Here is a 23,943-nt window from a genome sequence, read left to right as displayed (position 1 = left end):
GCGATGGGCCGGCCCCTCACTTGAATTTTCACGTCACACCCTAGACGGCGATTCATGAAGGTTCAACCGCGCACGGGCGGCCTCTTCCGACACCGGCACTCGGGTCCCAGGCCGACCGGCCCCACACCAGCGCCGACGGCTTCCCGTCCGCAGGCCGGTGCGGCGGGAGTCGGCCCGTCGAGTGGGGTTCAGGCGTGGGCGTCCTCGTGGGCGACTCGTCGCACTGTGCGCAGCGTCGACTGGAGACTGTCCATATCGGTCGAGCCGAGAGCGAGGCGGAGCGCCTGCGGCGTGTGCTTCGTGGTGGTGAAGGGCTCCGCCGTGCTGACCGAGATGTGCTGACGCGCGAGGGTGGCGGTCAGGCGATCGGCGCGTGCGTCGTCGGGCAGGGTCAGCCATGTGAAGTAGGACGAGGGGTGGCCGGTGAGGGGGAGGCCGGCCAGTTCTCGTCTGGCGAGTGCTTGGCGGGCCTTGGCGTCCTCTCGTTTCTGCGCTTCCAACTGGTCCACCGTGCCGTCCTCGATCCAGCGGCAGGCGATCGCGGTGGTGAGGGCCGGGGTGTTCCATGTGGTCGCCCTGATCGCGCGTTCGAGCGACGGCACCCTGGACGGCGGGGCGACGACGAAGCCGACGCGGAGGCCGGTGGCGATGCTCTTGGACAGTGTCGAGACGTAGACGGTGATGTCCGGTGCGCTTGCGGCCAGAGGCGGTGGAGGGTCCTCGACCAGGTAGGCGTATGCGGCGTCTTCGATGATGAGCGGACCGTGCCGCCGGGCGATCTCGATCAGACGGGTGCGGTCGGTTGTCGGCATGACCCAGCCCAGAGGGTTGTGCAGGGTTGGCATGGTGTAGATCGCGCGCACTGGGCGGGTCGCGCACAGCTTCTCGAGGGCATCGAGATCCGGCCCGTCGGTGGTTGTGGGTATGGGCTCCAGGTCGAGATGGAAGGCATGCGCGAGCACCTTGAAACCCGGGTAGGTGAGGGCGTCGACCGCGACGACGTCGCCGGCGCTGAGCGCGGCCATGACGGTGATGGCCAGGCCGTGCTGCGCACCGTTGACGATGAGGATCCGGTCCGCGTCAGGAGTGATCCCTCGACGCCTCAGGTGCCGGGCGATCGAGGCTCTGTCCTGGGGACGTCCTCGATGGGGTTGGTAGCGCAGCAGCGAGTCGAGTTCGCCGGAGGTGGCCACCTCTCGCAGAGTCTGCCGTAGGAGATCGGCTTGGCCGGGCAGCGACGGATAGTTGAAGTTGAGATCGACCACGTCCGTGGCGACGACGTGCAGATCGATGCCGTGGCCGGCGGGAACCGCGATGTCTCGCACGAACGTGCCGCGGCCCTGTTCCCGGCTCACCAAGCCCATCGCTTCCAGCTCGGCGTAGACCCGAGTCGCGGTCACCAGGGCGATGCTTTCGCGGGCGGCGAGCTCGCGGTGTGTCGGCAGCCGCACGCCTGCGGCGAGCCGGCCTGTCCGGATGTCGGATGCGAGCGCGTCGACCAGCTTTTTGTACCGCGAGGCTGCCATGCACCGGATTGTATCCATGACAATTCTTTGACTGTCCTGTTCGCGGGTCCTTACCGTCAAGCCCCACTCATCCGGAAGGACGGCCGCCATGCACATCGCCATCCTCACCTTCGAGGGCTACAACGAGCTCGACTCCCTGATCGCGCTCGGCGTGCTCAACCGCATCAAGACCGACGACTGGCGCGTCACCATCGCCACCCCCGGCCCCAAGGTGACGTCAAGGAACGGGGTGGTCATCGAACAGATGTCCACTCTCGAGGAGGCGTGCGCCGCTGACGCCGTCATCGTCGGCAGTGGCATCACCACCCGCGAGGTCGTCGAAGACCCGGCGATCATGAACATCCTGCGCGGCCTGGACCCCTCGCGCCAACTCATCGCCGCGCAGTGCTCCGGCGCGCTCGTGCTGGCCAGGCTCGGCCTGCTCGACGACATCCCCGCCTGCACCGACCTGACCACCAAGCCCTGGGTCATCGCCGCCGGCGTCGAGGTGCTCAACCAGCCCTTCTACGCCAAGGACAACATCGCCACCGCCGGTGGCTGCTTCGCCTCGCAGTACCTCGCCGCCTGGATCATCGCCCGCCTGGAGGGCAACGACGCTGCCGAAGGTGCGCTGCACTATGTCGCCCCGGTCGGCGAGAAGGAGGAATACATCGAGCGCGCCTGGCGCAACATCACCCCCTACCTGCCCGCTCCCGCACCGGCGCTCGTCTGAAGCGACCAGTCGCAAGCAGTGACCGGCCGGGAAGTCATGCCCCCGGCAGCCTGGCCGGTCGTTCGCAGCACACACACCAACAACACATGGTCTGGAGCACTCTCGCGCAGGACTTTGAGCAGGCCCGCGCCCACTGGCCTGTCGAGCGACTCATCCAATTCGTTGCTCAGGCAGAGCAGTTCCGCGAGCTGAAGCGAACAACCGTGCCGGGCGCTCCGGCTGGGCCTCGTTACGCCGCGCAGCTTGGCTCCGAACACTGCCATGGCTGGCGCCGCACTCCGTCGTGGCCGCTCCGTGCCGAAGCCCCGTCGGGATGGTTTCCCGACGGGACTTCGCCGTATCACCAGCTATCACACTGCCCCTATGAGCGGGGAGCTGACTGTAGCTGTTTGACCAGGTGGAAGACCTCCCGGGCTGCGTACGTAGCGTTTGAGGCAGCGGACGATTTCGCGCCGGGTCTTGCCCTCCTTGATCCGGCGCTCGTAATAGATCTGGGTGCGCGCGTCGACCCTCAAGCGGGTGAACACGATGCGGTGGAGCGCGGCGAACGACGCCTCGTTGTCCAGCCGTTCCGGATTGTCCCCCACCGTGATCAGCAAAGCGACCGCCGTGTCCGGGCCGATCCCCACTACGTCGAGCAGCTGCGGTGCATGGCATTCCACGAGCCGGGCAAGACGACCCTCCACGTCCCGGATCTGCTCGGAGAGTTGGCCGATCCGGTGAGCCAGCAGGCCCAACGTGATCCGAGTGGCCTGCAGCACCGACTCCGCGCCGGCCTCCTCGCAACCACGCGCATCGGTGAACTGTGCGCAGGTACGGAAAAGTTCGGCATTGCCCAGTCCGGCCAGTTCTTCCCGTAAAGCGGGATCAGCAGTAACAAGGACGGCCTTGAGCTGATTGATGGCCGTAGTGCGGGCCTTGACGGCCGACACTTTCGTGAGTTTGTACAGGGCTGGTCCCGATGTCGCCGAAGACGACGCCGAGCGCGCCGATCACCACGGCGAGCCGCACCGAGTCGCGCGCCAGCTGTCTGTGCGCCTCCGGGGGCTCCGCCGACGCGGTCTCCTGCCGGCTGTCGGCCATGGTGAACCTCTCCTCCTCGCTGGCCATCGTGGTGACGGCCCCGTCCCGTGCATCAGTGCGGACATTACCGATGCGTTGATCGGACTGCTGGTAGCGGGGGTGTCGGTTCTCGAAACGTTTCGGCATGGCGTCGGCCGTCGAGCAGAGGGGTGCCCGAGCGGGTCGGCCGGCCTGCGGGAATGCCGACCCGCTCGGGGGTATTTACAGCAGCCCCTCCGCCAGCGGGCCCAGGGACAGGGCCGGCAGGAAGTTGAGGAGCGCCAGGATGAGGGCCGCGCCGGTGGCCAGGGCGACGAAGTTCACACCGCGGGCCTGGAGCGTGCCGACCGTGACCACGCCCGGCTGCTGGCGGGCCAGCCGGCCGGCGAGGGCGAGCAGGAACACCATCGGGACGTAACGGCCGATCAGCATCGCGACCGTCATCAGCAGGTTGTGGAAGTCGGTGGCACCGTTGAAGCCCGCCATCGCGCTGCCGTTGCTGTTGACGTTGGAGGTGTACGCGTACACCAGCTCCGTCAGTCCGTGCGGCCCGGGGTTGCCCATGGACGACTGCCCCTCCCCCAGCGCGATCGCGAGGGCTGCACAGCCCAGGACGGCCGTCGGGGCGACCAGCGCGTACAGGACGACGTGGCGCATCTCCGGGAAGCCGATCCGCTTGCGCAGGTACTCGGGCGTGCGGCCGACCATGAGGCCGCCGACGAAGACGGCGATCATGACCGCCATGATCAGGCCGTACAGCCCGCTGCCGGTGCCGCCGGGGGCGATCTCGCCGAGCATCATCGCCGACAGCAGCACCCCGCTGCCCATGCTGGAGAAGCTGTCGTAGGACGAGTTCGCCGCGCCGTCCGCCGATCCGGTGGCGGCGATGCCGAAGAGGGTCGAGCCGGGGACGCCGATCCGTGTCTCGGTGCCCTCGTACTGTCCGCCGACCGCCTGGGTCACCGTGCCGTTGTGGGCGCCCTGCGCGAGGGTGCCGACGGTCAGGAGCAGGCCGAAGAGGATGCCGGCGACCGCGAGCAGCGTCCAGCTCTGTCGCAGGGAGCCGATCATGCGGCCGTAGGTTCGGATGAAGGCCGTCGGGATCAGCAGCATCAGCACGATCTCGATCGCGTTGGTGATCGAGGACGGGTTCTCGAAGGGGTGGGCGCTGTTGGCGTTGAAGATGCCGCCGCCGTCGCCCGACATCAGCTTCAGCGGCTCCCAGGAGCCGACCGGGCCGCCGAGCAGGGTCTGCTGTCCGCCCGCGATCGTGGTGGCGGTGTGGGCGCCGGCGAGGTTCTGGGGGACGCCGAGGGCGATCAGGACGATGCCGAACACGATGGAGAGCGGGAGGATGACCCGGAAGATCGTACGGATCAGGTCCACCCAGAAGTTGCCCAGCCGGTCGGTGTCGCGGCGCACCAGGCCCCGGATCAGGGCGAGCGCGGCGCAGATGCCGACGGCGGCCGAGGCGAACGCCTGCACGCCGAGGCCCGCCATCACCGCGAGGTGACCGGTGGTGGACTCGCCCGCGTAGTTCTGCCAGCTGGTGTTGGTGGTGAAGCTGACCGCGCTGTGCAGGGCGAGCCGCCAGGGCATGCCCGCGTGGCCGGTCGACCAGGGCAGCCTGCCCTGGAGGGTGAAGAGGGCGAACAGCGCGGCGATGCCGACCACGCTGAAGGCGAGCAGGGCGAACAGGTAGTGCCGCCAGTCCTGTTCGCCGTCCGGGTCGATGCCGCAGACCTTGTAGAGGACGCGCTCGGCGCGTCTGTGCGGGCCGCCGTCGAGGGCGCGGGCCATGTAGTCGCCGAGCGGGACGTGCAGTCCGACGACGAGCGCGAGGATCAGGGTGGCCTGAAGCCAGGCGTACATGAGGTCAGGCCCCCTTCATGGGGTGGGTACGGTCGAGGGCCGCGTTCAACTCGACGACGTTCACGTCCGGTTCGCCGAGGAAGCCGAGGCCGCGGCCGCTGGTGTACTGCGCGATCAGCTTGAGTACGGCTGCCTCGCTCATCCCGCGTTCTCGGGCGACGCGCGGGATCTGGAGCTTCGCATAGGCGGGGCTGATCTGCGGGTCGAGGCCGCTCGCGCTCGCGGTGACGGCGTCGGCCGGGACCTTCGGGTGCGCGGGGGCGTCACCGCGGATCGGGGTGACCACGGTCTTGCCGTAATCGACGCCGGGCTTGGCGCACTCGACCGCGACGCCTTCGTACGAGGCGATGAACGGCCTTGCCGGACATGCCTGGTCGAGGCTGACCACGCGGGTGGCCCGGCCGGTGGTACCGCCGTCGCGGAAGACGCCGAGCACCGCGCCGACGCCGTCCGCCGTGCAGTACGGACGGGACCCGTCGACGTGCTCCAGCTCGCCGACCGCCCTGCTGCGGGCGCAGACCTGGGTGAGCAGGCTCTGCTTGCCGTCGGGCCCGAGTACGTCGACGGTCGACTCCGGGCCGAGGTTGCCGGCCGCGGAGGCCGAGGCGTCGTATCCGGTGCCGGCGTCGGAGGGGCGGGTCTGGAAGTAGTACGGGATCGGGGCGCCCTTCCTGTCGAGGAAGGACTGGCCGATCAACTTGCTGCCCCCTCCGGAGAGTTCCGAGCCGTGCGCCTGGTCGCGAAGTCCGGGGACCTGGGCGAGTGCCGTCATTCCCAGGGGGTAGGCGAGTCCCAGGACGACGGTGAGTACGACGACCACCCGGATCGCGGCCACGTGGTGGCCCACCCAGGAGGGTGTTTTGGACAGGAAGTTCATGGTCAGATCCCGGGGATGAACTGGACGACGGCGACATCGATGAATTTGATCGCGAGGAAGGGCAGGATCAGTCCGCCCATGCCGTAGATCCACAGGTTGCGGGTGAGCAGGGCGTCGGCGCTGCTGGGCCGGTAGCGGACACCGCGCAGGGCGAGCGGGATCAGCGCCACGATGATGACCGCGTTGAAGATGACGGCCGACAGGATCGCGGAGGTCGGCGAATGCAGCCGCATGATGTTGACCGCGTCGAGCGCCGGGTAGACCCCGCCGAACATCGCCGGGAGGATCGCGAAGTACTTGGCGATGTCGTTGGCGATGGAGAACGCGGTCAACGCCCCTCGGGTGATCAGGAGTTGCTTGCCGATCTCCACGATCTCGATGATCTTCGTGGGGTCGGAGTCGAGGTCGACCATGTTGCCGGCCTCCTTGGCGGCCGACGTACCCGTGTTCATCGCCACGCCGACGTCGGCCTGGGCGAGGGCAGGGGCGTCGTTGGTGCCGTCGCCGGTCATGGCGATCAGGTGGCCGCCTGCCTGCTCCTTCCTGATGAGGGCGAGCTTGTCCTCGGGGGTGGCCTCGGCGAGGAATTCGTCGACGCCCGCCTCATCGGCGATGGCCCGGGCGGTGACGGGGTTGTCGCCGGTGACCATGACGGTGCGGATGCCCATCCGGCGCAGTTCGGCGAAGCGTTCGCGCAGACCGGGCTTGACGACGTCCTTGAGGTGGACGACGCCCAGCATGCGCGCCGGGCCCTCGCCCAGGTACTCGGCGACCGCGAGCGGGGTGCCGCCGGAGGCGGAGACCTGTTGCACAGCGGCGTCGAGGGCGGCCGGCACGGTGCCGCCGTTGTCCCGCACCCAGCCGGCGATCGCCGAGGCGGCCCCCTTGCGCACCCGGCGGCCGCCGGGCAGGTCGGCGCCGGACATCCGGGTGGTCGCGGAGAAGGGCACCCACTCCGCGTCGTCCGGCACGGTCCCCTCCCAGCCGAGGTGCCGGTTCACGTGGTCGACGATCGAGCGGCCCTCGGGGGTCTCGTCGGCCAGGCTCGACAGCACGGCCGCGTCGGCGAGTTGACGCCCCGTCACCGAGCCGACCGGCAACAGCGCGGTCGCCTGCCGGTTGCCGTAGGTGATGGTGCCGGTCTTGTCGAGCAGCAGTGTGTTGACGTCGCCGGCCGCCTCGACCGCGCGCCCCGACATGGCGAGCACGTTGCGCTGCACCAGCCGGTCCATGCCCGCGATGCCGATCGCCGACAGCAGCCCGCCGATGGTCGTGGGGATCAGGCAGACCAGCAGGGAGACGAGGACGATCCCGGTGACGCCGTCGGCGTTGAGCGCCGCCGTGTCGTGCGCGGCACTCGCGAAGTCCTTCGAGAAGATCGCCATCGGCTGCAGCGTGAGGACCGCCACCAGGAAGACGAAGGTCATCATGACCAGCAGCAGGTTCAGGGCGAGTTCGTTCGGGGTCTTCTGCCGGTTGGCTCCCTCGACGAGGGAGATCATCCGGTCGAGGAAGGACTCGCCGGGTTCCTGGGTGATCCGGACGACGACGCGGTCCGACAGCACCCGGGTGCCGCCGGTGACGGCCGAGCGGTCGCCGCCGGCCTCCCTGATCACCGGCGCGGACTCACCGGTGATCGCCGACTCGTCAACGCTCGCGACGCCTTCGACGATGTCACCGTCGCCGGGCACCAACTCCCCCGCCTCGACGACCACGAAGTCCCCGCGGTGCAACTCCCCGGCACCCACGCCCTCCTCGACGTACGAGCCCTCCGCGGCTGCAGGCCGCCAGCCGCGGAGCAGCCGGGCGACGGTCTGACGGCGCATAGCGCGCAGGGTGTCGGCGTGGGCCCGGCCGCGGCTCTCGGCGACGGCTTCCGCCAGGTTAGCGAAGACGACCGTGAGCCACAGCCAGACGGCGATCAGCCAGCCGAACAGGGACGGATGCGCGAACGCGATCCCCGTCGTCAGAGCCGCGCCGACCTCCGTGACGAACATGACGGGGTTGCGGGCCAGTGTCACCGGGTTGAGCTTGCGCAGCGCGGCGGGCAGGGCGAGCCACAGCTGCTTCGGGTCGAGCAGACCGCCGCTGATCCGCCGCGCGGGGCCCGGACCGGGTGGTCGTACGACGTCTTCGGTTCTCTCTCGCACGGGTGCGGGCGCGGTCATCAGAAGCGCTCCGGTTTGATCAGGGCCACCACGAGGTAGGCCAGCAGGCCGATCGCGACGATCAGCCCGACGATGTTCTCCGCGGTCACCGCGACCTCACATGTCTTGCATAACGAGTGTTTGGGACGCCTCCGGGCGAGGGCCGGGCCGCCGCTCGCCCGGAGGCAGAAAAGGGATGCGACGCGGGGCTACAGACCGACGTCGCGGCTGCGGATGTCGTCCAGGGACTCCCGGCGCACCAGGAGCCGGGCGTGACCGTCGCGCACGGCCGCGACGGGCGGGCGGCCGACCAGGTTGTACCCGGAGGCCATGGACAGGTGGTAGGCACCGGCGACGGGGACGGCGAGCAGGTCTCCGGGATGGACATCCGCGGGGAGTTCGACGTCGGTGGCGAGCACGTCGCCGGCCTCGCAGTGCCGGCCGACGACGGTGACGGGAGCCCGGTCCGCGGTGGTGCGGCGGCCGACGAGACGGGGCGCGTAGCGGACTCCGTACAGGGCGGGCCGCGGGTTGTCGCTCATGCCGCCGTCGACGGCGACGTACGTGTGCGAGCCGGTGCGTTTGACGGCGAGCACGCGGTACAGCGCGATGCCCGCAGGTCCGGCGATGGCCCGCCCCGGTTCGATGATCAGGCGGGGCACCGGTAGCCCGGCCGCCGCGCACGCCTCGGCCAGCTCGGCACGGACCTTGCGGGCCAGGGTGGTCAGGTCCAGGGCCTGCTCACCCGGGCGGTAGGCGATGCCGTGTCCGCCGCCGAGATCGAGCTCGGGCAGGAGGAGGCCGTGCTGCTCGTGCAGCCGTGCCATCAGCCCCACGATGCGCCGCACGGCGGCCAGATACGGCTTGACGCTGGTGATCTGGGAGCCCAGGTGGCAGTGCAGGCCGGTGAGTTCGAGCTGTGGCTGGTCGAGTATCCGGGCGATGGCGTGCTGGGCGTACCCGTCGGAGATGCTGAGACCGAACTTCTGGTCCTCGGTGCCGGTGCGGATCTTCTCGTGGCCGCCCGCGCTGATCCCGGGCACCACCCGGACCATGACCTTCTGATGCCCGTCGGGTCCGACGGCGGCGGCCAGCCGGGCGATCTCGGACGGGCTGTCGATGACAATGCGGCCCACGCCCAGGCGCAGCGCCGACTCCAGGTCACGCGGGGACTTGGCGTTGCCGTGCAGCACGATCCGCTCGGCAGGGAAGCCCGTGGTGACGGCCAGCTCCAGTTCGCCGGCCGAGCAGACGTCGAGCCCGAGGCCCTCCTCCTGCATCCAGTGGATCATCGCGCGGCACAGGAACGCCTTGGCCGCGTAGAGGATCTCGGTGTCGGAGAAGGCGTCCCGGTAGAGGCGGCACCGGTCGCGGACCTCGGCCTCGTCGAGGACGTAGACGGGGGTGCCGAAGCGGTCGGCGACCTCGGCGAGCAGTACGCCGCCCACCGCCAGGTCACCCGGGCGGGGCTCGGTGGTCGACGCGGGCCAGACCGAGAGGTCACCGGCGAAGGTGGTGACGGCAGTGTCGTGAACGGTGGTCATCGTGCCCCCTCTCAGGCAACGCGCAGGGCGAGCGCGGGGACGACGGGGTGCACCGGCCGGGCGGCCCGTGCCGTGAACTGGGGATCCACCGTGACTGTGGCGATGCCGAGTGGTTCGGTCAGCGCGCGCAGCGCGGGCTCGGCGAGCCTGATCCACGCCTGCCCGGGGCCGAGCGTGGCGATCAGCCGGTTCTCGGAGGTGAAGCCGACGGCCGTACGGTCGCCGAGAGGGGTGCGGAAGACACGCGTCACACACCCCGAGGGTCCCGACCGGACGGGGACGAACAGAGGTCCGGCCGGGAACCGTTCAGAGGGCTCCGGGTCCTCGCCGCACAGGATGTCTTGCATGGAATACCTCCGGGGACCGAGGTCCGAGCGGGCCTCGGTCGGGTCGGATCGAGTGGCTTGACGGCCCCGAACGCGGGGAGGCGGAACGGGGCTCACCGGGGACGCTATGCCCGACCGGCGTGGTGATCCGCCGGCTCATGACGCAACGCTGACGGGCATCGGGCGAACACTGACGCGGCGCTGACACCAGCGACGATGGGGCTTCGCGGGTGCCGTCAGAATGGCGCCAAGAACTGGCCGGCGAGCTGTTCGAAAGCCTCGGCGCGAAGGTGAGATGGACGTGGTTTCCATGAGGTTCGCCGACGCGGGACCGCCGTCGGCGTGTGAAGAACGGTGAAGTGATGTCCGAGTCCGACGCACCCTCAACCGCTCGACGAGTCCTGGTCGGGGTCAGCGGTTCGCCGGGAAGTCTGACCGCTCTGTGTCTGGCCGTGGGCGAGGCCCGGCGTCGGGGTGCCGAGCTGTGGCCGGTGCTGGCCTGGGAGCCGCCCGGCGGGGATCCCGCCGCGCATCGCCCACTGGCTGCGTCCCATCTCGTCCGGGAGTGGGAGAGGCTGGCGCGGGAGCGGTTGCTCGCGGCGCTGCGCGACATCTTCGGCAACGCCGACACAGGGCTTCCGGGGCAGGCTCTCATCGCCCGGGGTGCTCCCGGGCGGGCGCTCGTCGAGATCGCCGACCGCGACGACGATCTCCTCGTCGTCGGCACCGGGCGCCGTGGTTTCCTGCGCCGCGTGCTGCGGCCGTCGGTCGGCCGATACTGCCTCGCGCACGCCACCTGTCCCGTCCTCGCCGTGCCACCGTCGCCGCTGGAGGCCGCGCTGGCCGCCGCGCACCGCCGGAACACCTGGCGGCTGCGACTGGACACCCGTGATGTGGAAAAGGAGTTCGAGACCGTGCCGCCCAAAGACTGAGTCCCTCGGACCCCGCCCGTCAGGAGGTGGCCGTGGCCGGCAGGTCCGGCTGCTCCGTCCGACGTTGCGGTGCCGTCGGAACGCTGAGCACCATCGTGAGACCGCCGCCGGGGGTGTCCTCGGCGCTCAGAGTGCCGCCCACGGCCTCCGCGAAGCCGCGGGCGACGGCGAGGCCGAGTCCGACGCCGTTGCCGCGCGGGGAGTCGCCGTAGCGCTGGAAGGGTTCGAAGATGCGGTCCTTGGCGTCGTCGGGAACGCCGGGGCCCTGGTCCACCACGCGTATTTCGACGCGGTCGGCGATGGCGCTGGCCGAGACGAGGACCTTCTCCTGCGGTGGGCTGTACTTGACGGCGTTCTCGACGACGTTGGCGACGGCCCGCTCCAGCAGTCCCCGGTCCACGTGGACCATGGGCAGTGTCTCCGGGATGTCCAGCTCCACGCTGTCCTCGGGCACGCCGCCGAGGGCCATGGGGACGACCTCGTCGAGGTCGGTCTCGCGGAGTATCGGCGTGACGGTGCCGGTCTGGAGCCTGGACATGTCGAGGAGGTTGCCGACGAGATGGTCGAGCCGGTCCGCTCCCTCTTCTATGGCCTCCAGCAGGTCTGCCTGGTCCTCCTCGGACCACTCGACGTCGTCGGAGCGCAGGGAGGTGACGGCCGCCTTGATGCCCGCGAGGGGGGTGCGCAGGTCGTGGCTGACGGCGGCGAGCAGTGCGGTGCGGATGCGGTTGCCCTCGGCCAGCTCCTTGGCCTGGTCGGCCTCCTGCCGCAGGCGCTGACGGTCCAGGACGACGGCGGCCTGGGCGGCGAAGGCGGCGAGCACCCGACGGTCGGCGGCCGGCAGCACGCGTCCTGAGAGCGCCAGGGACATGTGGTCGCCGACCGGTACGTCGACGTCCGCGTCGTCGGGGTCCTGGCAGGGCCTCGGTCCCACGCTGCCCGCGCAGGTCCACGGATCGGTCTCGCCTGCCCGTTCCAGCAAGGCTGCCGACTCCATGCCGAACGTCTCGCGCACGCGCTCCAGCAGCTCCTCCAGGCTGGTCTCGCCGCGCAGCACGTTGCCCGCGAGGAAGGACAGGATCTCGGACTCGGCGCGCAGCCGGGCGGCCTGGTGCGTGCGCCGCGCAGCGAGGTCGACGACCGAGGCAACGGAGACGGCGACCCCGACGAAGATGGCGATGGCGACGATGTTCTTCGGGTCGGCAATGGTCAGGGTGTGGACGGGCGGAGTGAAGTACCAGTTGAGCAGTAGGGAACCCACGACCGCCGAGGCCAGCGCCGGCAGCAGCCCGCCGACCAGGGCCGCCGCCACCGTCAGGGTGAGGAACAGCAGCATGTCGTTGGCAAGGCCGACGCTCGGGGTGGCGCTGGTGAGGAGCCAGGTGAGGAGGACCGGGCCGAGCACGCCGACGAGCCAGCCCCACATGACCCTGGTCCGTCCGAGGCGCGCTCCGCGTGCCACCGGCAGTCCGCGGCCTTTGCCGGCCTCGTCATGGGTGATGAGGTGGACGTCGAGGTCGGGGCCGGAGTCGCGGGCGACCGTGGCGCCGACGCCGGGCCCGAATGCGTACTGCCAGCTCCGGCGGCGCGACACGCCCAGGACGATCTGGGTGGCGTTCACCCCGCGGGAGAAGTCCAGCAGCGCGACCGGGATGTCGTCGCCGACGACCTGGTGGAAGGTGCCGCCCAGGTCCTCGACGAGGGTGCGCTGGACGGCGAGTTCCTTCGGGGAGGCGGCAGTCAGGCCGTCGCTGCGCGAGATGTAGACGGCCAGCACCTCGCCACCGGCGCCCTTCTCGGCGAGCCGCGCGGCCCGGCGGATCAGGGTGCTCCCCTCGGGGCCGCCGGTCAGGCCGACGACGATCCGCTCGCGCGAGCCCCAGATGGTCGAGACATGGTGCGCGCTGCGGTACTCGGTCAGATACGCGTCGACCCGGTCGGCCACCCACAGCAGCGCCAACTCCCGCAGCGCGGTGAGGTTTCCGGGCCGGAAGTAGTTGGACAGGGCCGCGTCGACCTTGTCCGGCTTGTAGATGTTGCCGTGCGCCATCCGGCGGCGCAGCGCCTGCGGCGACATGTCGACCAGCTCGATCTGGTCGGCCCGGCGAACGACCTCGTCCGGCACGGTCTCCCGCTGCCGCACCCCGGTGATGGACTCCACGACATCGCCGAGGGACTCCAGGTGCTGGATGTTGACGGTGGAGACGACGTCGATCCCGGCTGCGAGCAGTTCCTCGACGTCCTGCCAGCGCTTGGTGTTGCGGGAACCGGGGATGTTGGTGTGGGCGAGTTCGTCGACCAGGGCGACGGCGGGAGCGCGCCGCAGCACGGCGTCCACGTCCATCTCGGTGAAGGTGCTGCCCCGGTACTCGATCTCCTTGCGCGAGATCTCCTCCAGGCCGTGCAGCATCACCTCGGTGCGTGGCCGGTGGTGGTGTTCCACGAACGCGACGACACAGTCGGTGCCGCGCTCGATCCTTCGGTGGGCCTCGGAGAGCATGGCGTAGGTCTTGCCGACGCCGGGCGCCGCGCCGAGGTAGATCCGGAGCTTTCCGCGTGCCATGTCATCCCTCGAAGCGGTAGCCCATGCCGGGCTCGGTGATCAGATAGCGGGGGTGGGCGGGGTCCGTCTCCAGTTTGCGTCGCAACTGAGCCATGTAGACCCGCAGGTAGTTGGTCTTGGTGCTCTGGGAGACGCCCCAGACCTCCTGCAGGAGGTGCTTCTGCGTGATCAGCCGGCCGGGGTTGGTCACCAGGATCTCCAGCAGGTGCCATTCGGTCGGCGTCAACCGCACGTCCCGTCCGTCCCGCACGACCTTCTTGGCGAACAGATCGATGCTGAAATCCCCGGTCTCGACCAGTGTCGTCTCCGGGACGAGCGGAGTGTCCTCGGTGCGGCGGACGGCGGCCCGCAGCCGGGCGAGGAGCTCGCTCATGTTGAACGGTTTGGTGATGTAGTCGTCCGCTCCGGCGTCGAGCGCGGCGACCTTCTCATCGGACCCCTGCCGCGCGGACAGGACCAGGATCGGCACCCGGGTCCAGCCGCGCAGGGCCTTGATGACGTCGACGCCGTCCATGTCGGGCAGCCCGAGGTCGAGCATCACCACGTCAGGCTGGCGGGCGGCGGCCAGCCGCAGTGCCGTGGCCCCGTCGGGCGCGGCGTCGACGCCGTACTTGCGCGCCTGCAGGTTGATCACGAGGGCCCGCACGAGCTGCGGGTCGTCCTCCACCACCAACACCCTGGTCATGGGTGCGTGCCTTTCCTGTCGTGCGTCGGGCCGGGCGGCGCCGGACGCGAGGCAACCGACGTCATGACGGCGGGAGTTGACGGACCCGGGATGATTCCAGGCCGCCAACTCCCTCGCATGTCGCGTCATCCCATCAATGCTTTGCCACAAGGTCCTTGAGCGCGATGTTGAGTTCGAGGACGTTCACCCGGGGCTCCCCGATGAAGCCGAGCGTGCGGCCCTCGGTGTGGTCCTTGACCAGCTTCTCCACCGCCGCGACGGACAGGCCGTTCTTCTCGGCGACCCGGTGAACCTGGATCTCCGCGTAGGCCGGGGAGATGTCCGGGTCCAGGCCGGAGCCGGAGGACGTGACCGCGTCGGCGGGGACATCGGAGGCGGTGACCGTGTAGCCGGGCACCGAGTTGTCCTTGACGACGGCGGCCTTGGCGTCCTTGACCTGCTGGATCAGGACTTTGCTGTCGGCCGAGAGGTTCGTCGCGCCGGACAGCAGCAGCTTGTACTGGGTGTTGACGCTGTTGGCGCCGAGCCCGTTGGCCGGGCGGCCCTGGAACCACTTCAGGTCCGGGTCCGGGGTCTGCTGCCCCTTCTTCAGCGGCAGGTTGTACGACTGCCCGATCAGGGACGAGCCGACGACCTTGCCGTCCGCCTTGATCTCGGAGCCGTTGGCCTTGCCTTGGAACAGCGCCTGGGCCACGCCGGTGACGACGAGCGGATAGATGACGCCGGTCACCAGGGTCAGCACGAGGAGGGCACGCAGGCCCGCCCCGAGCAACCGGAGTGTGCTGGATACGGAGTTGTTCATGGCGGTCAGCCGATTCCGGGGATGAGGGAGATGAGCAGGTCGATGATCTTGATGCCGATGAACGGGGCGATCAGTCCGCCGATGCCGTAGATCGTCAGGTTGCGCCGCAGCATCTTGTCGGCGCTGACCGGCCGGTACTGCACGCCCTTCAGGGACAGCGGCACCAGTGCGACGATGATCAGCGCGTTGAAGATGACGGCCGACAGGATCGCGGAGTCGGGTGAGGACAGGCCCATGATGTTGAGCTTGTCCAGGCCCGGGTAGACGGCCGCGAACAGCGCCGGGATGATCGCGAAGTACTTCGCCACGTCGTTGGCGATGGAGAACGTCGTCAACGCACCCCGGGTGATGAGGAGCTGCTTGCCGATCTCGACGATCTCGATGAGCTTGGTCGGGTTGGAGTCGAGGTCGACCATGTTGCCGGCCTCCTTGGCGGCCGACGTGCCCGTGTTCATCGCCACGCCGACGTCCGCCTGGGCGAGGGCGGGGGCGTCGTTGGTGCCGTCACCGGTCATCGCGACCAGCTTGCCCCCGGCCTGCTCCCGCTTGATGAGGGCCATCTTGTCCTCGGGGGTGGCCTCGGCGAGGAAGTCGTCGACGCCCGCCTCCTCGGCGATCGCCTTGGCCGTCAGCGGGTTGTCGCCCGTGATCATGACGGTCTTGATGCCCATCCGGCGCAGTTCGTCGAACCGCTCCCGCATGCCGTCCTTGACGACGTCCTTCAGGTGGATGACACCCAGCACGCGGGCGCCCTGATCGTCCTTGACGGCGACCAGCAGCGGCGTACCGCCCGCCTGCGAGATGGCGTTGGAGAGCGTGTCCGCGTCCTCCGCCACGGTGCCGCCTTCCTCCTTCACCCAGGCGATAACCGAACCGGTCGCGCCCTTGCGGATCTTGCGCCCGTCGACGTCCACACCCGACATGCGGGTCTGGGCGGTGAAGGCGATCCACTCGGCGTGCGCCAGCTCGCCCTGGTGACGCTCGCGCAGGCCGTACTTCTCCTTCGCCAGGACGACGATGGAGCGGCCCTCGGGCGTCTCGTCCGCGAGCGACGACAGCTGGGCCGCGTCCGCGACCTCGGCCTCGGTGGTGCCCAGCACCGGCACGAACTCGGACGCCTGCCGGTTGCCGAGGGTGATGGTGCCGGTCTTGTCGAGCAGCAGGGTCGAGACGTCACCGGCGGCCTCGACCGCCCTGCCGGACATGGCGAGGACGTTGCGCTGGACCAGGCGGTCCATGCCCGCGATGCCGATGGCGGAGAGCAGCGCGCCGATCGTCGTCGGGATGAGGCAGACCAGGAGCGCCACCAGCACGACCATCGTCAGGTGGGTGCCCGCGTAGTCCGCGAACGGCGGCAGGGTCGCCACCGCGAGCAGGAAGACGATGGTCAGCGAGGCGAGCAGGATGTTCAGCGCGATCTCGTTGGGCGTCTTCTGCCGCGAGGCACCCTCAACCAGATTGATCATCCGGTCGATGAAGGTCTCACCCGGCTTCGTCGTGATCTTGATGACGATCCGGTCGGACAGCACCTTCGTCCCGCCGGTCACGGCGCTGCGGTCACCGCCCGACTCACGGATGACGGGCGCCGACTCACCGGTGATCGCCGACTCGTCGACGGAGGCCACCCCCTCGATGACGTCACCGTCACCCGGGATGATGTCGCCGGCCTCGCAGACCACGAGGTCGCCGATGGTCAGGGCGGTCCCCGGCACCTGCTCCTCGCTGTCACCCACCAGTCGGCGGGCGACGGTGTCGGTCTTGGCCTTGCGCAGGGTGTCGGCCTGGGCCTTGCCCCGGCCCTCGGCGACCGCCTCCGCGAGGTTCGCGAAGATCACGGTCAGCCACAGCCAGGCGCTGATCGCCCAGCCGAACCAGTCGCCGGGGTCCTTGAAGGAGAAGACGGTGGTCAGGACGGACCCGATCCACACCACGAACATCACGGGCGACTTGACCATCACCCGCGGGTCGAGCTTGCGGCAGGCGTCCGGCAGCGACTTGACCAGTTGCTTGGGGTCGAAGAGGCCCGCGCCGACACGTCCTTCGGCGGGCTTGTGCCCGGTGGGTACGTCGCTGTGCGGCGCCCGGGTCGGAGTGGCTGTGGACATCGAGTCCTCTGACTTCTCTATACGGGTGGTCATGACGCCAGCCCCTCGGCCAGCGGACCCAGCGCCAGGGCCGGGAAGTAGGTCAGACCGGTGATGATCAGGATCGCGCCGACCAGCAGGCCGGTGAAGAGCGGCTTCTCGGTGCGCAGGGTGCCGGCCGTGGCCGGGACGGGCTTCTGCTCGGCGAGCGAGCCGGCCAGCGCCAGCACGAACACCATCGGCAGGAAGCGCCCGAACAGCATCGCGAGTCCGGTCATGGTGTTGTACCAGTCGGTGTTCGCGTTCAGACCGGCGAACGCCGAGCCGTTGTTGTTGGCCGCCGAGGTGAAGGCGTACAGCACCTCGGAGAACCCGTGCGCCCCGGAGTTGAGCATCGAGTGCGGCGGAGTCGGCAGGGCCATGGACGCTGCCGTGAAGACGAGCGCGAGCGCCGGGGTGATCAGGATGTAGATAGCCGACAGCTTGATCTCGCGGGCGCCGATCTTCTTGCCCAGGTACTCGGGCGTGCGGCCGACCATCAGACCGGCGATGAACACCGCGATGACCGCCATGATCAGGATGCCGTAGAGGCCGGAGCCGGTACCGCCGGGCGCGATCTCGCCCAGCTGCATGCTCAGGATGGTGATGCCGCCGCCGAGGCCGGTGAACGAGGAGTGGAAGGAGTCCACCGCACCGGTCGACGTCAGCGTCGTGGACACCGCGAAGATGGAAGAGGAGCCGACGCCGAAGCGGACCTCCTTGCCCTCGTACGCCCCGCCCGCCAGTTGCAACGCAGGTCCGTGGTGGGCGAACTCGGTCCACATCATCAGCGCGACGAAGCCCAGCCAGATGGTGAACATCGTGGCGAGGATCGCGTAGCCCTGCTTCACCGAGCCGACCATCACGCCGAAGGTGCGGGTCAACGCGAACGGGATCACCAACAGCAGGAAGATCTCGAAGAGGTTGGTGAAGGGCGTCGGGTTCTCGAAGGGGTGGGCGGAGTTGGCGTTGAAGTAGCCGCCGCCGTTGGTGCCGAACTCCTTGATGGCCTCCTGCGAGGCCACCGCGCCGCCGTTCCACTGCTGCGAGCCGCCCATGAACTGGCCGACCTCGTGGATGCCGGAGAAGTTCTGGATGACACCGCACGCCACCAGCACGATCGCGGCGATCGCGGCGCCCGGCACCAGGATCCGGATCGTGCCGCGCACCAGGTCGGCCCAGAAGTTGCCCAGCTCACCGGTACGGGAGCGGGCGAAGCCACGCACCAGCGCCACGGCGACGGCGATGCCGACGGCCGCCGAGACGAAGTTCTGCACAGCCAGACCGGCGGTCTGCACGACGTGACCCATGGTCTGCTCGCCGTAGTACGACTGCCAGTTGGTGTTGGTCACGAAGGACGCGGCGGTGTTGAACGACTGCGCCGGGTTGACCGAGGAGAAGTGCAGCGAGCCGGGCAGAACGCCCTGGAGCCGCTGCAGCAGGTAGAGGAAGACGACACTGACCGCCGAGAAGGCGAGAACACCGCGCAGGTACGCGGGCCAGCGCATCTCGGTGTCGGGGTTGGCACCGATGCCCTTGTAGATCCACTTCTCGACCCGCCAGTGCTTGTCGGAGGAGTAGACCTTGGCCATGTAGTTGCCGAGAGGGATGTAGGCGAGCGCCAGCGCTCCTATGAGGGCGAGCAGCTGGAGGACGCCGGCGAGGACGGGACCCATGTCGTGGCTCAGAACCTCTCCGGGAAGATCAGGGCGAGGACGAGATAACCCAGCAGGGCGACGGCCACGACCAGGCCGACGATGTTCTCGGCGGTCACAGCTTGGTCACCCCCTTGGCGACGAGAGCCACCAGCGCGAAGCACGCGATCGTGGTGACGACGAAGGCCAGGTCGGCCATCGTGAGCTCCTGGGGGAGGTGCGGGAATCCGCGAACGGATCGGACACCTAGAGGAAACCCCGGCCTGTGGCCGGATTCGAGCGCCGTTGACGGCTCCCATACGGCGGCCCGTGCACCTTTGACGGAACTCTTACGGCACCCGTGCCGACCTGGCCAGACCGGCCGTCGACCGCTGCGGGCGATCACTACAGCCGGAAGCGCAGTCAGCAGTTGATCCTGGTACTCGACCGGTACGGCGTCGCCCCTGTGTGCCCTGCACGCCGTCTACGTCACCCGGGGACGTCGTGCACCCGACGGCTCTCTGCGGATCCGCTGCGGTCCCCTGTTCGGCCTCGCCGTACCGCCGGACGCGGTCGCCTCGGTCCCGGGCGACCGGCGCCACCCCGAAGGCCGCCTGATCACCCTCTCCGAGGACGGGGCTTCGATCTGATCGTGGGCAGCCAGACCTCGGTGACCCTGGAGCGCTGAACCGGCCACCCCGACGACCCACGGGCACTGGTCACCACACTCCGTCAGCCCGCCTGAGCACACAGGTCGGTCTTCGCCGCGACGTGCTCAGGCGCCGGCCCGGTTGTATGTGATGCTCAGGAATCGGCGAGCGGTTGCCACATTGAGCCTGGGGCGGTGTCCCTCATACGGGCGGCCAGGTCCGGCAGGGGATACGTCTCGATCGTGGATCCGTCCGCAGCCAGCGTCACGAGCGTATGCCCCGAGTCGCCCCCAGCGGGAAGCACTGCTCCCAGGCGGACGCTTGCGGTCTGCGGGCAGGTGTGAAGTTCGATGTCGACGGGGGCGGATGAGCCGTGGAGCTGCACCCGGTCCACGGACATCGTGGAAGCGCGCACAATCACACCGACCATCCCTGACTCAGTGCCGCTACAGACCCTGAGATGTCGGCCGGGAGGAACTGGCTCGCCACCCATGCCACAGTCGAAAACAGTGTCTCGGCCGCGGAGTATGCGTAGAAAGCTGAAAAGATTGTCACCTTCGGCGCTGGTGATCAATTTCCAGGTCTCGCCTGAGGGCAGGCTGCCCGAAGCGACGATACTCTGTTCGGGCGGCCCCATAATTCACCCTGTCCTGTCAGCGCGTTTCTCAGGCAAAATTCTCAGCGATGCACGGTGCACACGGATAGCCGACGAACCACTCCCAGACGTTGCACAGTGCCCAACTGGTCGCATTTCTCGCTCCCAAGCCGCGGTGTCACGCTGCGCTCGGCATCCCTGACAACAGACTGCCCGTCGCCGAGGGCGAAGTCTGTAGGGTTGGGGCCACATTTCGTGGCCTTCCGAACCCACGACTGAAGCTCGGTGGGTATATGCGACCGCAAGGGCTGCACTGAGTCGCGCCGCGTGTCACAAGTGTGATCATCAGCGCCTTCCGCTAGCGGCCGTGATGTGGTCGTAGCAGGCACTGTACCGAGCCGCCCTCATGGCCCATGCAGTCGTCGTGAGCTTCGGCAGGGTGCAGGTCGCACTGGTATTGGTAGGTGGTGTGCGTAGCCTCGTAGCCGAGCGCGTCGTTGATCGGCCTGATGTGGGCGTTGTTGTCGGCGGTGTCCGTGAGCAGGCCGTCGAGGTGGGGGTACCGTTCGCGGGCGTGCCGGACGGATGCGGCCTTCATCCACAGGCCCAGACCGCGTCCGCGGTGTTCGGGGAGGACGGCGGTGCCGTAGTGCTGGGCGTCGCCCTCGCCAGTGCCGGGAACGGCCAGTTCGGTGTAGCCGGCGATCGCGCCGTCCGTCTCACTGACGGCGGCGACGGTGTGCAGGACGTCGCCCCGTTTCTCGGCCGCCGCCACAGCTGCGCGAACCCGTTCCAGGTCCCACGGCACGGCATGGAAGTCGACACCGCCGGACGGCGTGTCGTTCATGGCGCGGCGGGACGCGACGAACGTGTCGGCGAGGGCGTCCGGGACCATGCCGTCCCAGGACGCGAGTCGGTATCCGGGATGCGGCTCCTCGACGATCCCGGTCAGAGCCGCGATGTCGGCATCGGCCAGAGTGAGCCGTGCGGAGGTAAGGGTCAGGACCGTGCGGAAGCCGCGGGCTGCCAGGAGCGTCTCGGTGGCGGAGCCGGCCTCGACATGCGTGATGACGCGCCGGCGGCCGTGCTCGCACGCTGCGGCCATCGCCGCGTTCAGGAGGCGCAGACCAGTGTCCCCGAGCGGCTCGTCCGGATGCACGTGCAGTTCCAGCCCGGCGAGGTGGTCCTGCCCAGCCCGGGTGAACACGCGGAGGAAAGCCGACCCGACAGGGACGCCCGCGATGTCGGACGCGAGCCACACCAGGCGGTGGCTGGAGGGACCGACGTCGGGGTCGATCAGCGCGATGATGCGGGCGGGCATGGCGTCTCCGTAGAGGGTGGGTGGCGGGGTGGGGCCCGGCTGCATGCCCCCGCGGACAAGGGGCGACTCTGCCCCGGATGCAGCGGCAACGGCGGCCCGGGAGCGGGAGTGACGGTACGTCAGTGCGTGGTGCGGGCCGCGCCGCGCAGCCTGCGCCATGTGTGGCTGACGGACGCCCGGCCGGCACGCCCATCGCCGGATCCACCGGTCTCCCAGTTCCGGGCCGTCTCAGCGAACGTCTCCGGCGGCGTCGTCGCGACCGGCCGCCGCGCCTGTGCGGCCCGGGCGGCACGCCGCAGGTCCTCCGGTTCGATCGTGTCGAGCTTCGCCCGGACGTGGTCGAGCAGGATGGTGCAGGCGTCGGCGATCGCGGTCTCGCCCAGTGGGCGAGCCGGGAGGTTCAGCCCTTCGGACAACCGCTGCTCCAGGGCCGTTTGCAGGTCCTGCAGGGAAATGTCGCGGATCGTCAGCGACAGGTGGGCGGACAATCCGGTGGCACCTACGGCGCGGTGCGCGAAGCCCCGGGGGACGTACAGCACGCTGCCGGGCTCCAGGACGGTGTGCAGGAGCCGCGGGGAGTGCTCGTCGTCCGGGAGCTCTCCCGGCGACCAGTCCGCCACCGCCGGCGCGTCGTGGACGTACCAGGTCTTGTGTCCGGCCGCCTGGAGGACGAAGACGTCGGCGTCGTCGCGGTGTACCGCGAGACCCTGACCGCCGGCGGGCGTGACGAAGAAGAACGCCTCGACGCGTCGGTCGAGTTCCTCCGACAACCGCGCCACCAGGTCGCCCGTCGGGGCGTGCCACTGGTCGACGTACCGCAGGAGCAGCGTCGCTCCGGTCCGCAGGACGGAGACGACCTTCGCGCGGTTGGCGAAGCCGTGGTGCGTCGTGCCGTTGACCACGCGTGACGTGGTGTAGCTCTCGGGCGGGACGACGACCTTGTTGGAGCGGACCATCTCCAGGTAGGGGGTGCGCAGCAGCCCTCCGTCGAAGGCGGCGTCCAACTCGTCGAGGTCGAACGGCGAGGCGAACCGCTCCGGTGTGAAGACCGCGGGCTTGCGCTGCCACTGCCGTCCGGCGAAGCTCTCGACGTCGCCGACCCAGCCGGCCAGCGTGGGCGATTCCATGGTGTTTCCCGGGGTGTCAGGGTGTTCGGTGCTCGCGGCCGAGGCAGTCCACCCGGAACGGGTCCGTGTGCGGGCCCCGGAGCGGGAGGGGTCGTGCGTCGTGGTCGCGCCGCGCTCGTCAGGAACGGGGAGCGGCGCCGGGTCGTGGCGCCGGGTCATGCCCCGGTCTCCGCTTCGAATCGCACGGAGAGCAGGGAACGCAGGGGGATGTGCGTCTCGTGCGGCGTGCCGTGAATGACGAGCCGGTTGTCGAAGGCGATGTCCAGCAGGCGCTCGGCCAGGGGCACGACCAGGTGCTTGGCCCAGCAGCGGGCACCGTCGAACCCGAAGGGCATGAACGCGGGTGTCCTCTCCGGGTCCGCCACGCCGGCCCACCGCTCGGGCCGGAACTCCAGCGGATCGGACCAGTGGTCAGGGTCACGGTGCATCAGGAGCGGGAAAAGCGCGAGGTCGTCCTCGGGGCGGATGTCGGGGTGGAGTCCGGTGTACGCGTCCCCACCCTTGCGGAACAGCATCCACGCGGGTGGGAGCAGCCGCAGCGTCTCCCACAGGGCTGCGGTGAGTTCGGCTCGGGCTCCTTCCTGCGGACGCGCCGGGCCCATGAGCCACAGGGCGTTCGCGGCCAGTGCGGCCACGCCGTCGCAGAGGGTGGCCGTCGCGCGCCGGTACAGCGCGATGGCCTGCTTTCTGTCCTGGGTGTCGGAAGCACCGCGGATCTGCTCGGCCAGCGCGGTGCCCCTGCCCTCGAGGTCGGATCCGGGCCAGACGGTGACGGCGCGGTCGACGATCCGGGAGAGCGTGTTGGAGCGCGTGACGCCGCGCTTCGACAACAGGGAGATGGGCAGGGGGTCGGAGGAGAAGAGCCACTCGCGCAGGTAGGTGGTGGCCGCGTCGGGCCAGGCGCCGGACAGCCCGTGCGCCGGGGGCGGGGGAGTGTGGATGCCCGCCATGACATCCTGCCCCAGCGCGCGGATCGTCCGTGTCGCGCTGTCGTGGTGGATGTCCGCTCCTGCGGCGGGCTTGTAGACCGAGCGCTCCGATGCCAGCACAGGGCGCGCGGCGACGATGTCGGAGATCAGGCGGAAGTCGGAGACGCCGACCGTGGTCGCGTCGATCCGGAAGACCTTCTCTTCCCTCGCCAGCAGGTCCTGGATCCGCGGGGCGTACACGACGCAATGGTCGCGCACCGCTGCCGGCGCCAGTTCTTCCACGAGAAATCCGCCTCCATTGAAGTGGCGATGAAACGCGTCCCCCTCGACCGGCGGAGACTTCCGAGCATGGAACGGGCAGGACCACCGCTTTGCGGCGTGGCCTGCGACAGAGTCCGACACGGTCGCGGCCGTCGTGAACCGCGGCGGCCAGGGGGGACTCTGTACCGCGCCGGCGGAGGTGGCAGCGTGGGCCGCGCCCTCCGCCGGCGGTGATGCGTCAGATGACGTGCAGCG

At 69.5% G+C, this 23,943-nt stretch carries 20 protein-coding genes; 2 read left to right on the top strand and 18 right to left on the bottom strand.

Features of this window, described 5'->3' with window-relative positions; translation table 11 throughout:
* Positions 1-188: 188 nt before the first annotated feature.
* Positions 189-1,526: a PLP-dependent aminotransferase family protein gene (locus ACFYX0_RS08810; protein WP_388968076.1), complete on the bottom strand. Its 1,338-nt coding sequence runs from the start codon at positions 1,524-1,526 to the stop codon at positions 189-191.
* A gap of 88 nt (positions 1,527-1,614) precedes the next feature.
* Between ACFYX0_RS08810 and ACFYX0_RS08805 the strand changes: the two genes are divergently transcribed.
* Positions 1,615-2,238: a DJ-1/PfpI family protein gene (locus ACFYX0_RS08805; RefSeq protein WP_388968073.1), complete on the top strand. Its 624-nt coding sequence runs from the start codon at positions 1,615-1,617 to the stop codon at positions 2,236-2,238.
* A 350-nt stretch (positions 2,239-2,588) separates the two neighbouring features.
* On the opposite strand, the gene ACFYX0_RS08800 is transcribed toward ACFYX0_RS08805, so the two are convergent.
* From ACFYX0_RS08800 to ACFYX0_RS08765, 8 genes are all read right to left on the bottom strand, one after another.
* On the bottom strand, positions 2,589-3,170 hold the full coding sequence (locus ACFYX0_RS08800) for a hypothetical protein (protein ID WP_388968071.1): 582 nt from the start codon (positions 3,168-3,170) through the stop codon (positions 2,589-2,591).
* Positions 3,106-3,447, bottom strand: a complete 342-nt coding sequence (locus tag ACFYX0_RS08795) for a hypothetical protein (protein WP_388968068.1) — start codon at positions 3,445-3,447, stop codon at positions 3,106-3,108. Before ACFYX0_RS08795 ends, ACFYX0_RS08800 begins: the two co-directional genes overlap by 65 nt.
* 75 nt (positions 3,448-3,522) lie before the next feature.
* Positions 3,523-5,172, bottom strand: a complete 1,650-nt coding sequence (gene kdpA, locus ACFYX0_RS08790; protein ID WP_388968065.1) for a potassium-transporting ATPase subunit KdpA — start codon at positions 5,170-5,172, stop codon at positions 3,523-3,525.
* Positions 5,173-5,176: 4 nt separating this feature from the next.
* Positions 5,177-6,049, bottom strand: coding sequence for a potassium-transporting ATPase subunit C (locus ACFYX0_RS08785; RefSeq protein ID WP_388968062.1), 873 nt, complete (start codon positions 6,047-6,049; stop codon positions 5,177-5,179).
* Between the two features lie 2 nt (positions 6,050-6,051).
* Complete coding sequence (gene kdpB / locus ACFYX0_RS08780; RefSeq protein WP_388968059.1) at positions 6,052-8,217, bottom strand: potassium-transporting ATPase subunit KdpB; 2,166 nt, start codon at positions 8,215-8,217, stop codon at positions 6,052-6,054.
* Entirely contained in the window at positions 8,217-8,306 is a 90-nt protein-coding gene (gene kdpF / locus ACFYX0_RS08775) for a K(+)-transporting ATPase subunit F (protein WP_384563344.1), read from the bottom strand. The genes kdpB (ACFYX0_RS08780) and kdpF (ACFYX0_RS08775) overlap by 1 nt, the downstream gene beginning before the upstream one ends.
* Before the next feature lie 99 nt (positions 8,307-8,405).
* Entirely contained in the window at positions 8,406-9,740 is a 1,335-nt protein-coding gene (gene lysA, locus ACFYX0_RS08770) for a diaminopimelate decarboxylase (protein ID WP_388968055.1), read from the bottom strand.
* An 11-nt stretch (positions 9,741-9,751) separates the two neighbouring features.
* Positions 9,752-10,087 carry an SAV_915 family protein gene (locus tag ACFYX0_RS08765; protein WP_123972952.1) on the bottom strand — a complete coding sequence of 112 codons (336 nt, stop codon included), beginning with the start codon at positions 10,085-10,087 and terminating at the stop codon, positions 9,752-9,754.
* A gap of 341 nt (positions 10,088-10,428) precedes the next feature.
* Between ACFYX0_RS08765 and ACFYX0_RS08760 the strand changes: the two genes are divergently transcribed.
* The gene (locus ACFYX0_RS08760; protein ID WP_388968052.1) at positions 10,429-10,998 is read left to right on the top strand and encodes a universal stress protein; all 570 of its coding nucleotides are present in this window, start codon (positions 10,429-10,431) and stop codon (positions 10,996-10,998) included.
* 19 nt (positions 10,999-11,017) lie between these two features.
* Here ACFYX0_RS08760 and ACFYX0_RS08755 read toward each other — a convergent pair whose 3' ends face one another.
* The 9 genes from ACFYX0_RS08755 to ACFYX0_RS08715 form a co-directional block, all read right to left on the bottom strand.
* Positions 11,018-13,561, bottom strand: a complete 2,544-nt coding sequence (locus ACFYX0_RS08755; RefSeq protein ID WP_388968050.1) for an ATP-binding protein — start codon at positions 13,559-13,561, stop codon at positions 11,018-11,020.
* 1 nt (position 13,562) lies between these two features.
* The gene (locus ACFYX0_RS08750; RefSeq protein ID WP_388968047.1) at positions 13,563-14,246 is read right to left on the bottom strand and encodes a response regulator; all 684 of its coding nucleotides are present in this window, start codon (positions 14,244-14,246) and stop codon (positions 13,563-13,565) included.
* A 133-nt stretch (positions 14,247-14,379) separates the two neighbouring features.
* The gene (locus ACFYX0_RS08745; RefSeq protein ID WP_388968044.1) at positions 14,380-15,048 is read right to left on the bottom strand and encodes a potassium-transporting ATPase subunit C; all 669 of its coding nucleotides are present in this window, start codon (positions 15,046-15,048) and stop codon (positions 14,380-14,382) included.
* A 5-nt stretch (positions 15,049-15,053) separates the two neighbouring features.
* Positions 15,054-17,186 (bottom strand): potassium-transporting ATPase subunit KdpB, encoded by a 2,133-nt coding sequence (gene kdpB, locus ACFYX0_RS08740; protein ID WP_388968041.1) that lies wholly within the window; start codon positions 17,184-17,186, stop codon positions 15,054-15,056.
* Complete coding sequence (gene kdpA, locus ACFYX0_RS08735) at positions 17,183-18,847, bottom strand: potassium-transporting ATPase subunit KdpA (RefSeq protein WP_388968038.1); 1,665 nt, start codon at positions 18,845-18,847, stop codon at positions 17,183-17,185. Before kdpA (ACFYX0_RS08735) ends, kdpB (ACFYX0_RS08740) begins: the two co-directional genes overlap by 4 nt.
* 8 nt (positions 18,848-18,855) lie before the next feature.
* Positions 18,856-18,945 (bottom strand): K(+)-transporting ATPase subunit F, encoded by a 90-nt coding sequence (gene kdpF, locus ACFYX0_RS08730; protein ID WP_016434100.1) that lies wholly within the window; start codon positions 18,943-18,945, stop codon positions 18,856-18,858.
* 1,463 nt (positions 18,946-20,408) lie between these two features.
* Positions 20,409-21,371: a GNAT family N-acetyltransferase gene (locus ACFYX0_RS08725; RefSeq protein WP_388968035.1), complete on the bottom strand. Its 963-nt coding sequence runs from the start codon at positions 21,369-21,371 to the stop codon at positions 20,409-20,411.
* A gap of 119 nt (positions 21,372-21,490) precedes the next feature.
* On the bottom strand, positions 21,491-22,498 hold the full coding sequence (locus ACFYX0_RS08720; protein ID WP_388968033.1) for a cupin domain-containing protein: 1,008 nt from the start codon (positions 22,496-22,498) through the stop codon (positions 21,491-21,493).
* Positions 22,499-22,653: 155 nt separating this feature from the next.
* A complete protein-coding gene (locus ACFYX0_RS08715) occupies positions 22,654-23,709 on the bottom strand; it encodes a cytochrome P450 (RefSeq protein WP_388968029.1) in 1,056 nt (351 codons plus the stop codon).
* Between the last annotated feature and the right edge of the window lie 234 nt (positions 23,710-23,943).

The sequence above is a fragment of the Streptomyces sp. NPDC002573 genome (genome assembly GCF_042889625.1).
GTDB lineage: Bacteria > Actinomycetota > Actinomycetes > Streptomycetales > Streptomycetaceae > Streptomyces > Streptomyces gibsoniae.
The sequence above is the reverse complement of the archived record's forward strand: the minus strand, read 5'-3'. Positions and strand labels throughout refer to the sequence as shown.

Bases quoted from the DNA above. Each gene is read 5' to 3' on its own strand.
- ACFYX0_RS08810 (WP_388968076.1), bottom strand. From the start codon at position 1,526: ATGGCAGCCTCGCGGTACAAAAAGCTGGTCGACGCGCTCGCATCCGAC.
- ACFYX0_RS08805 (WP_388968073.1), top strand. From the start codon at position 1,615: ATGCACATCGCCATCCTCACCTTCGAGGGCTACAACGAGCTCGACTCC.
- ACFYX0_RS08795 (WP_388968068.1), bottom strand. From the start codon at position 3,447: ATGCCGAAACGTTTCGAGAACCGACACCCCCGCTACCAGCAGTCCGAT.
- kdpA (WP_388968065.1), bottom strand. From the start codon at position 5,172: ATGTACGCCTGGCTTCAGGCCACCCTGATCCTCGCGCTCGTCGTCGGA.
- ACFYX0_RS08785 (WP_388968062.1), bottom strand. From the start codon at position 6,049: ATGAACTTCCTGTCCAAAACACCCTCCTGGGTGGGCCACCACGTGGCC.
- kdpB (WP_388968059.1), bottom strand. From the start codon at position 8,217: ATGACCGCGCCCGCACCCGTGCGAGAGAGAACCGAAGACGTCGTACGA.
- lysA (WP_388968055.1), bottom strand. From the start codon at position 9,740: ATGACCACCGTTCACGACACTGCCGTCACCACCTTCGCCGGTGACCTC.
- ACFYX0_RS08765 (WP_123972952.1), bottom strand. From the start codon at position 10,087: ATGCAAGACATCCTGTGCGGCGAGGACCCGGAGCCCTCTGAACGGTTC.
- ACFYX0_RS08760 (WP_388968052.1), top strand. From the start codon at position 10,429: ATGTCCGAGTCCGACGCACCCTCAACCGCTCGACGAGTCCTGGTCGGG.
- ACFYX0_RS08755 (WP_388968050.1), bottom strand. From the start codon at position 13,561: ATGGCACGCGGAAAGCTCCGGATCTACCTCGGCGCGGCGCCCGGCGTC.
- ACFYX0_RS08750 (WP_388968047.1), bottom strand. From the start codon at position 14,246: ATGACCAGGGTGTTGGTGGTGGAGGACGACCCGCAGCTCGTGCGGGCC.
- ACFYX0_RS08745 (WP_388968044.1), bottom strand. From the start codon at position 15,048: ATGAACAACTCCGTATCCAGCACACTCCGGTTGCTCGGGGCGGGCCTG.
- kdpB (WP_388968041.1), bottom strand. From the start codon at position 17,186: ATGACCACCCGTATAGAGAAGTCAGAGGACTCGATGTCCACAGCCACT.
- kdpA (WP_388968038.1), bottom strand. From the start codon at position 18,847: ATGGGTCCCGTCCTCGCCGGCGTCCTCCAGCTGCTCGCCCTCATAGGA.
- ACFYX0_RS08725 (WP_388968035.1), bottom strand. From the start codon at position 21,371: ATGCCCGCCCGCATCATCGCGCTGATCGACCCCGACGTCGGTCCCTCC.
- ACFYX0_RS08720 (WP_388968033.1), bottom strand. From the start codon at position 22,498: ATGGAATCGCCCACGCTGGCCGGCTGGGTCGGCGACGTCGAGAGCTTC.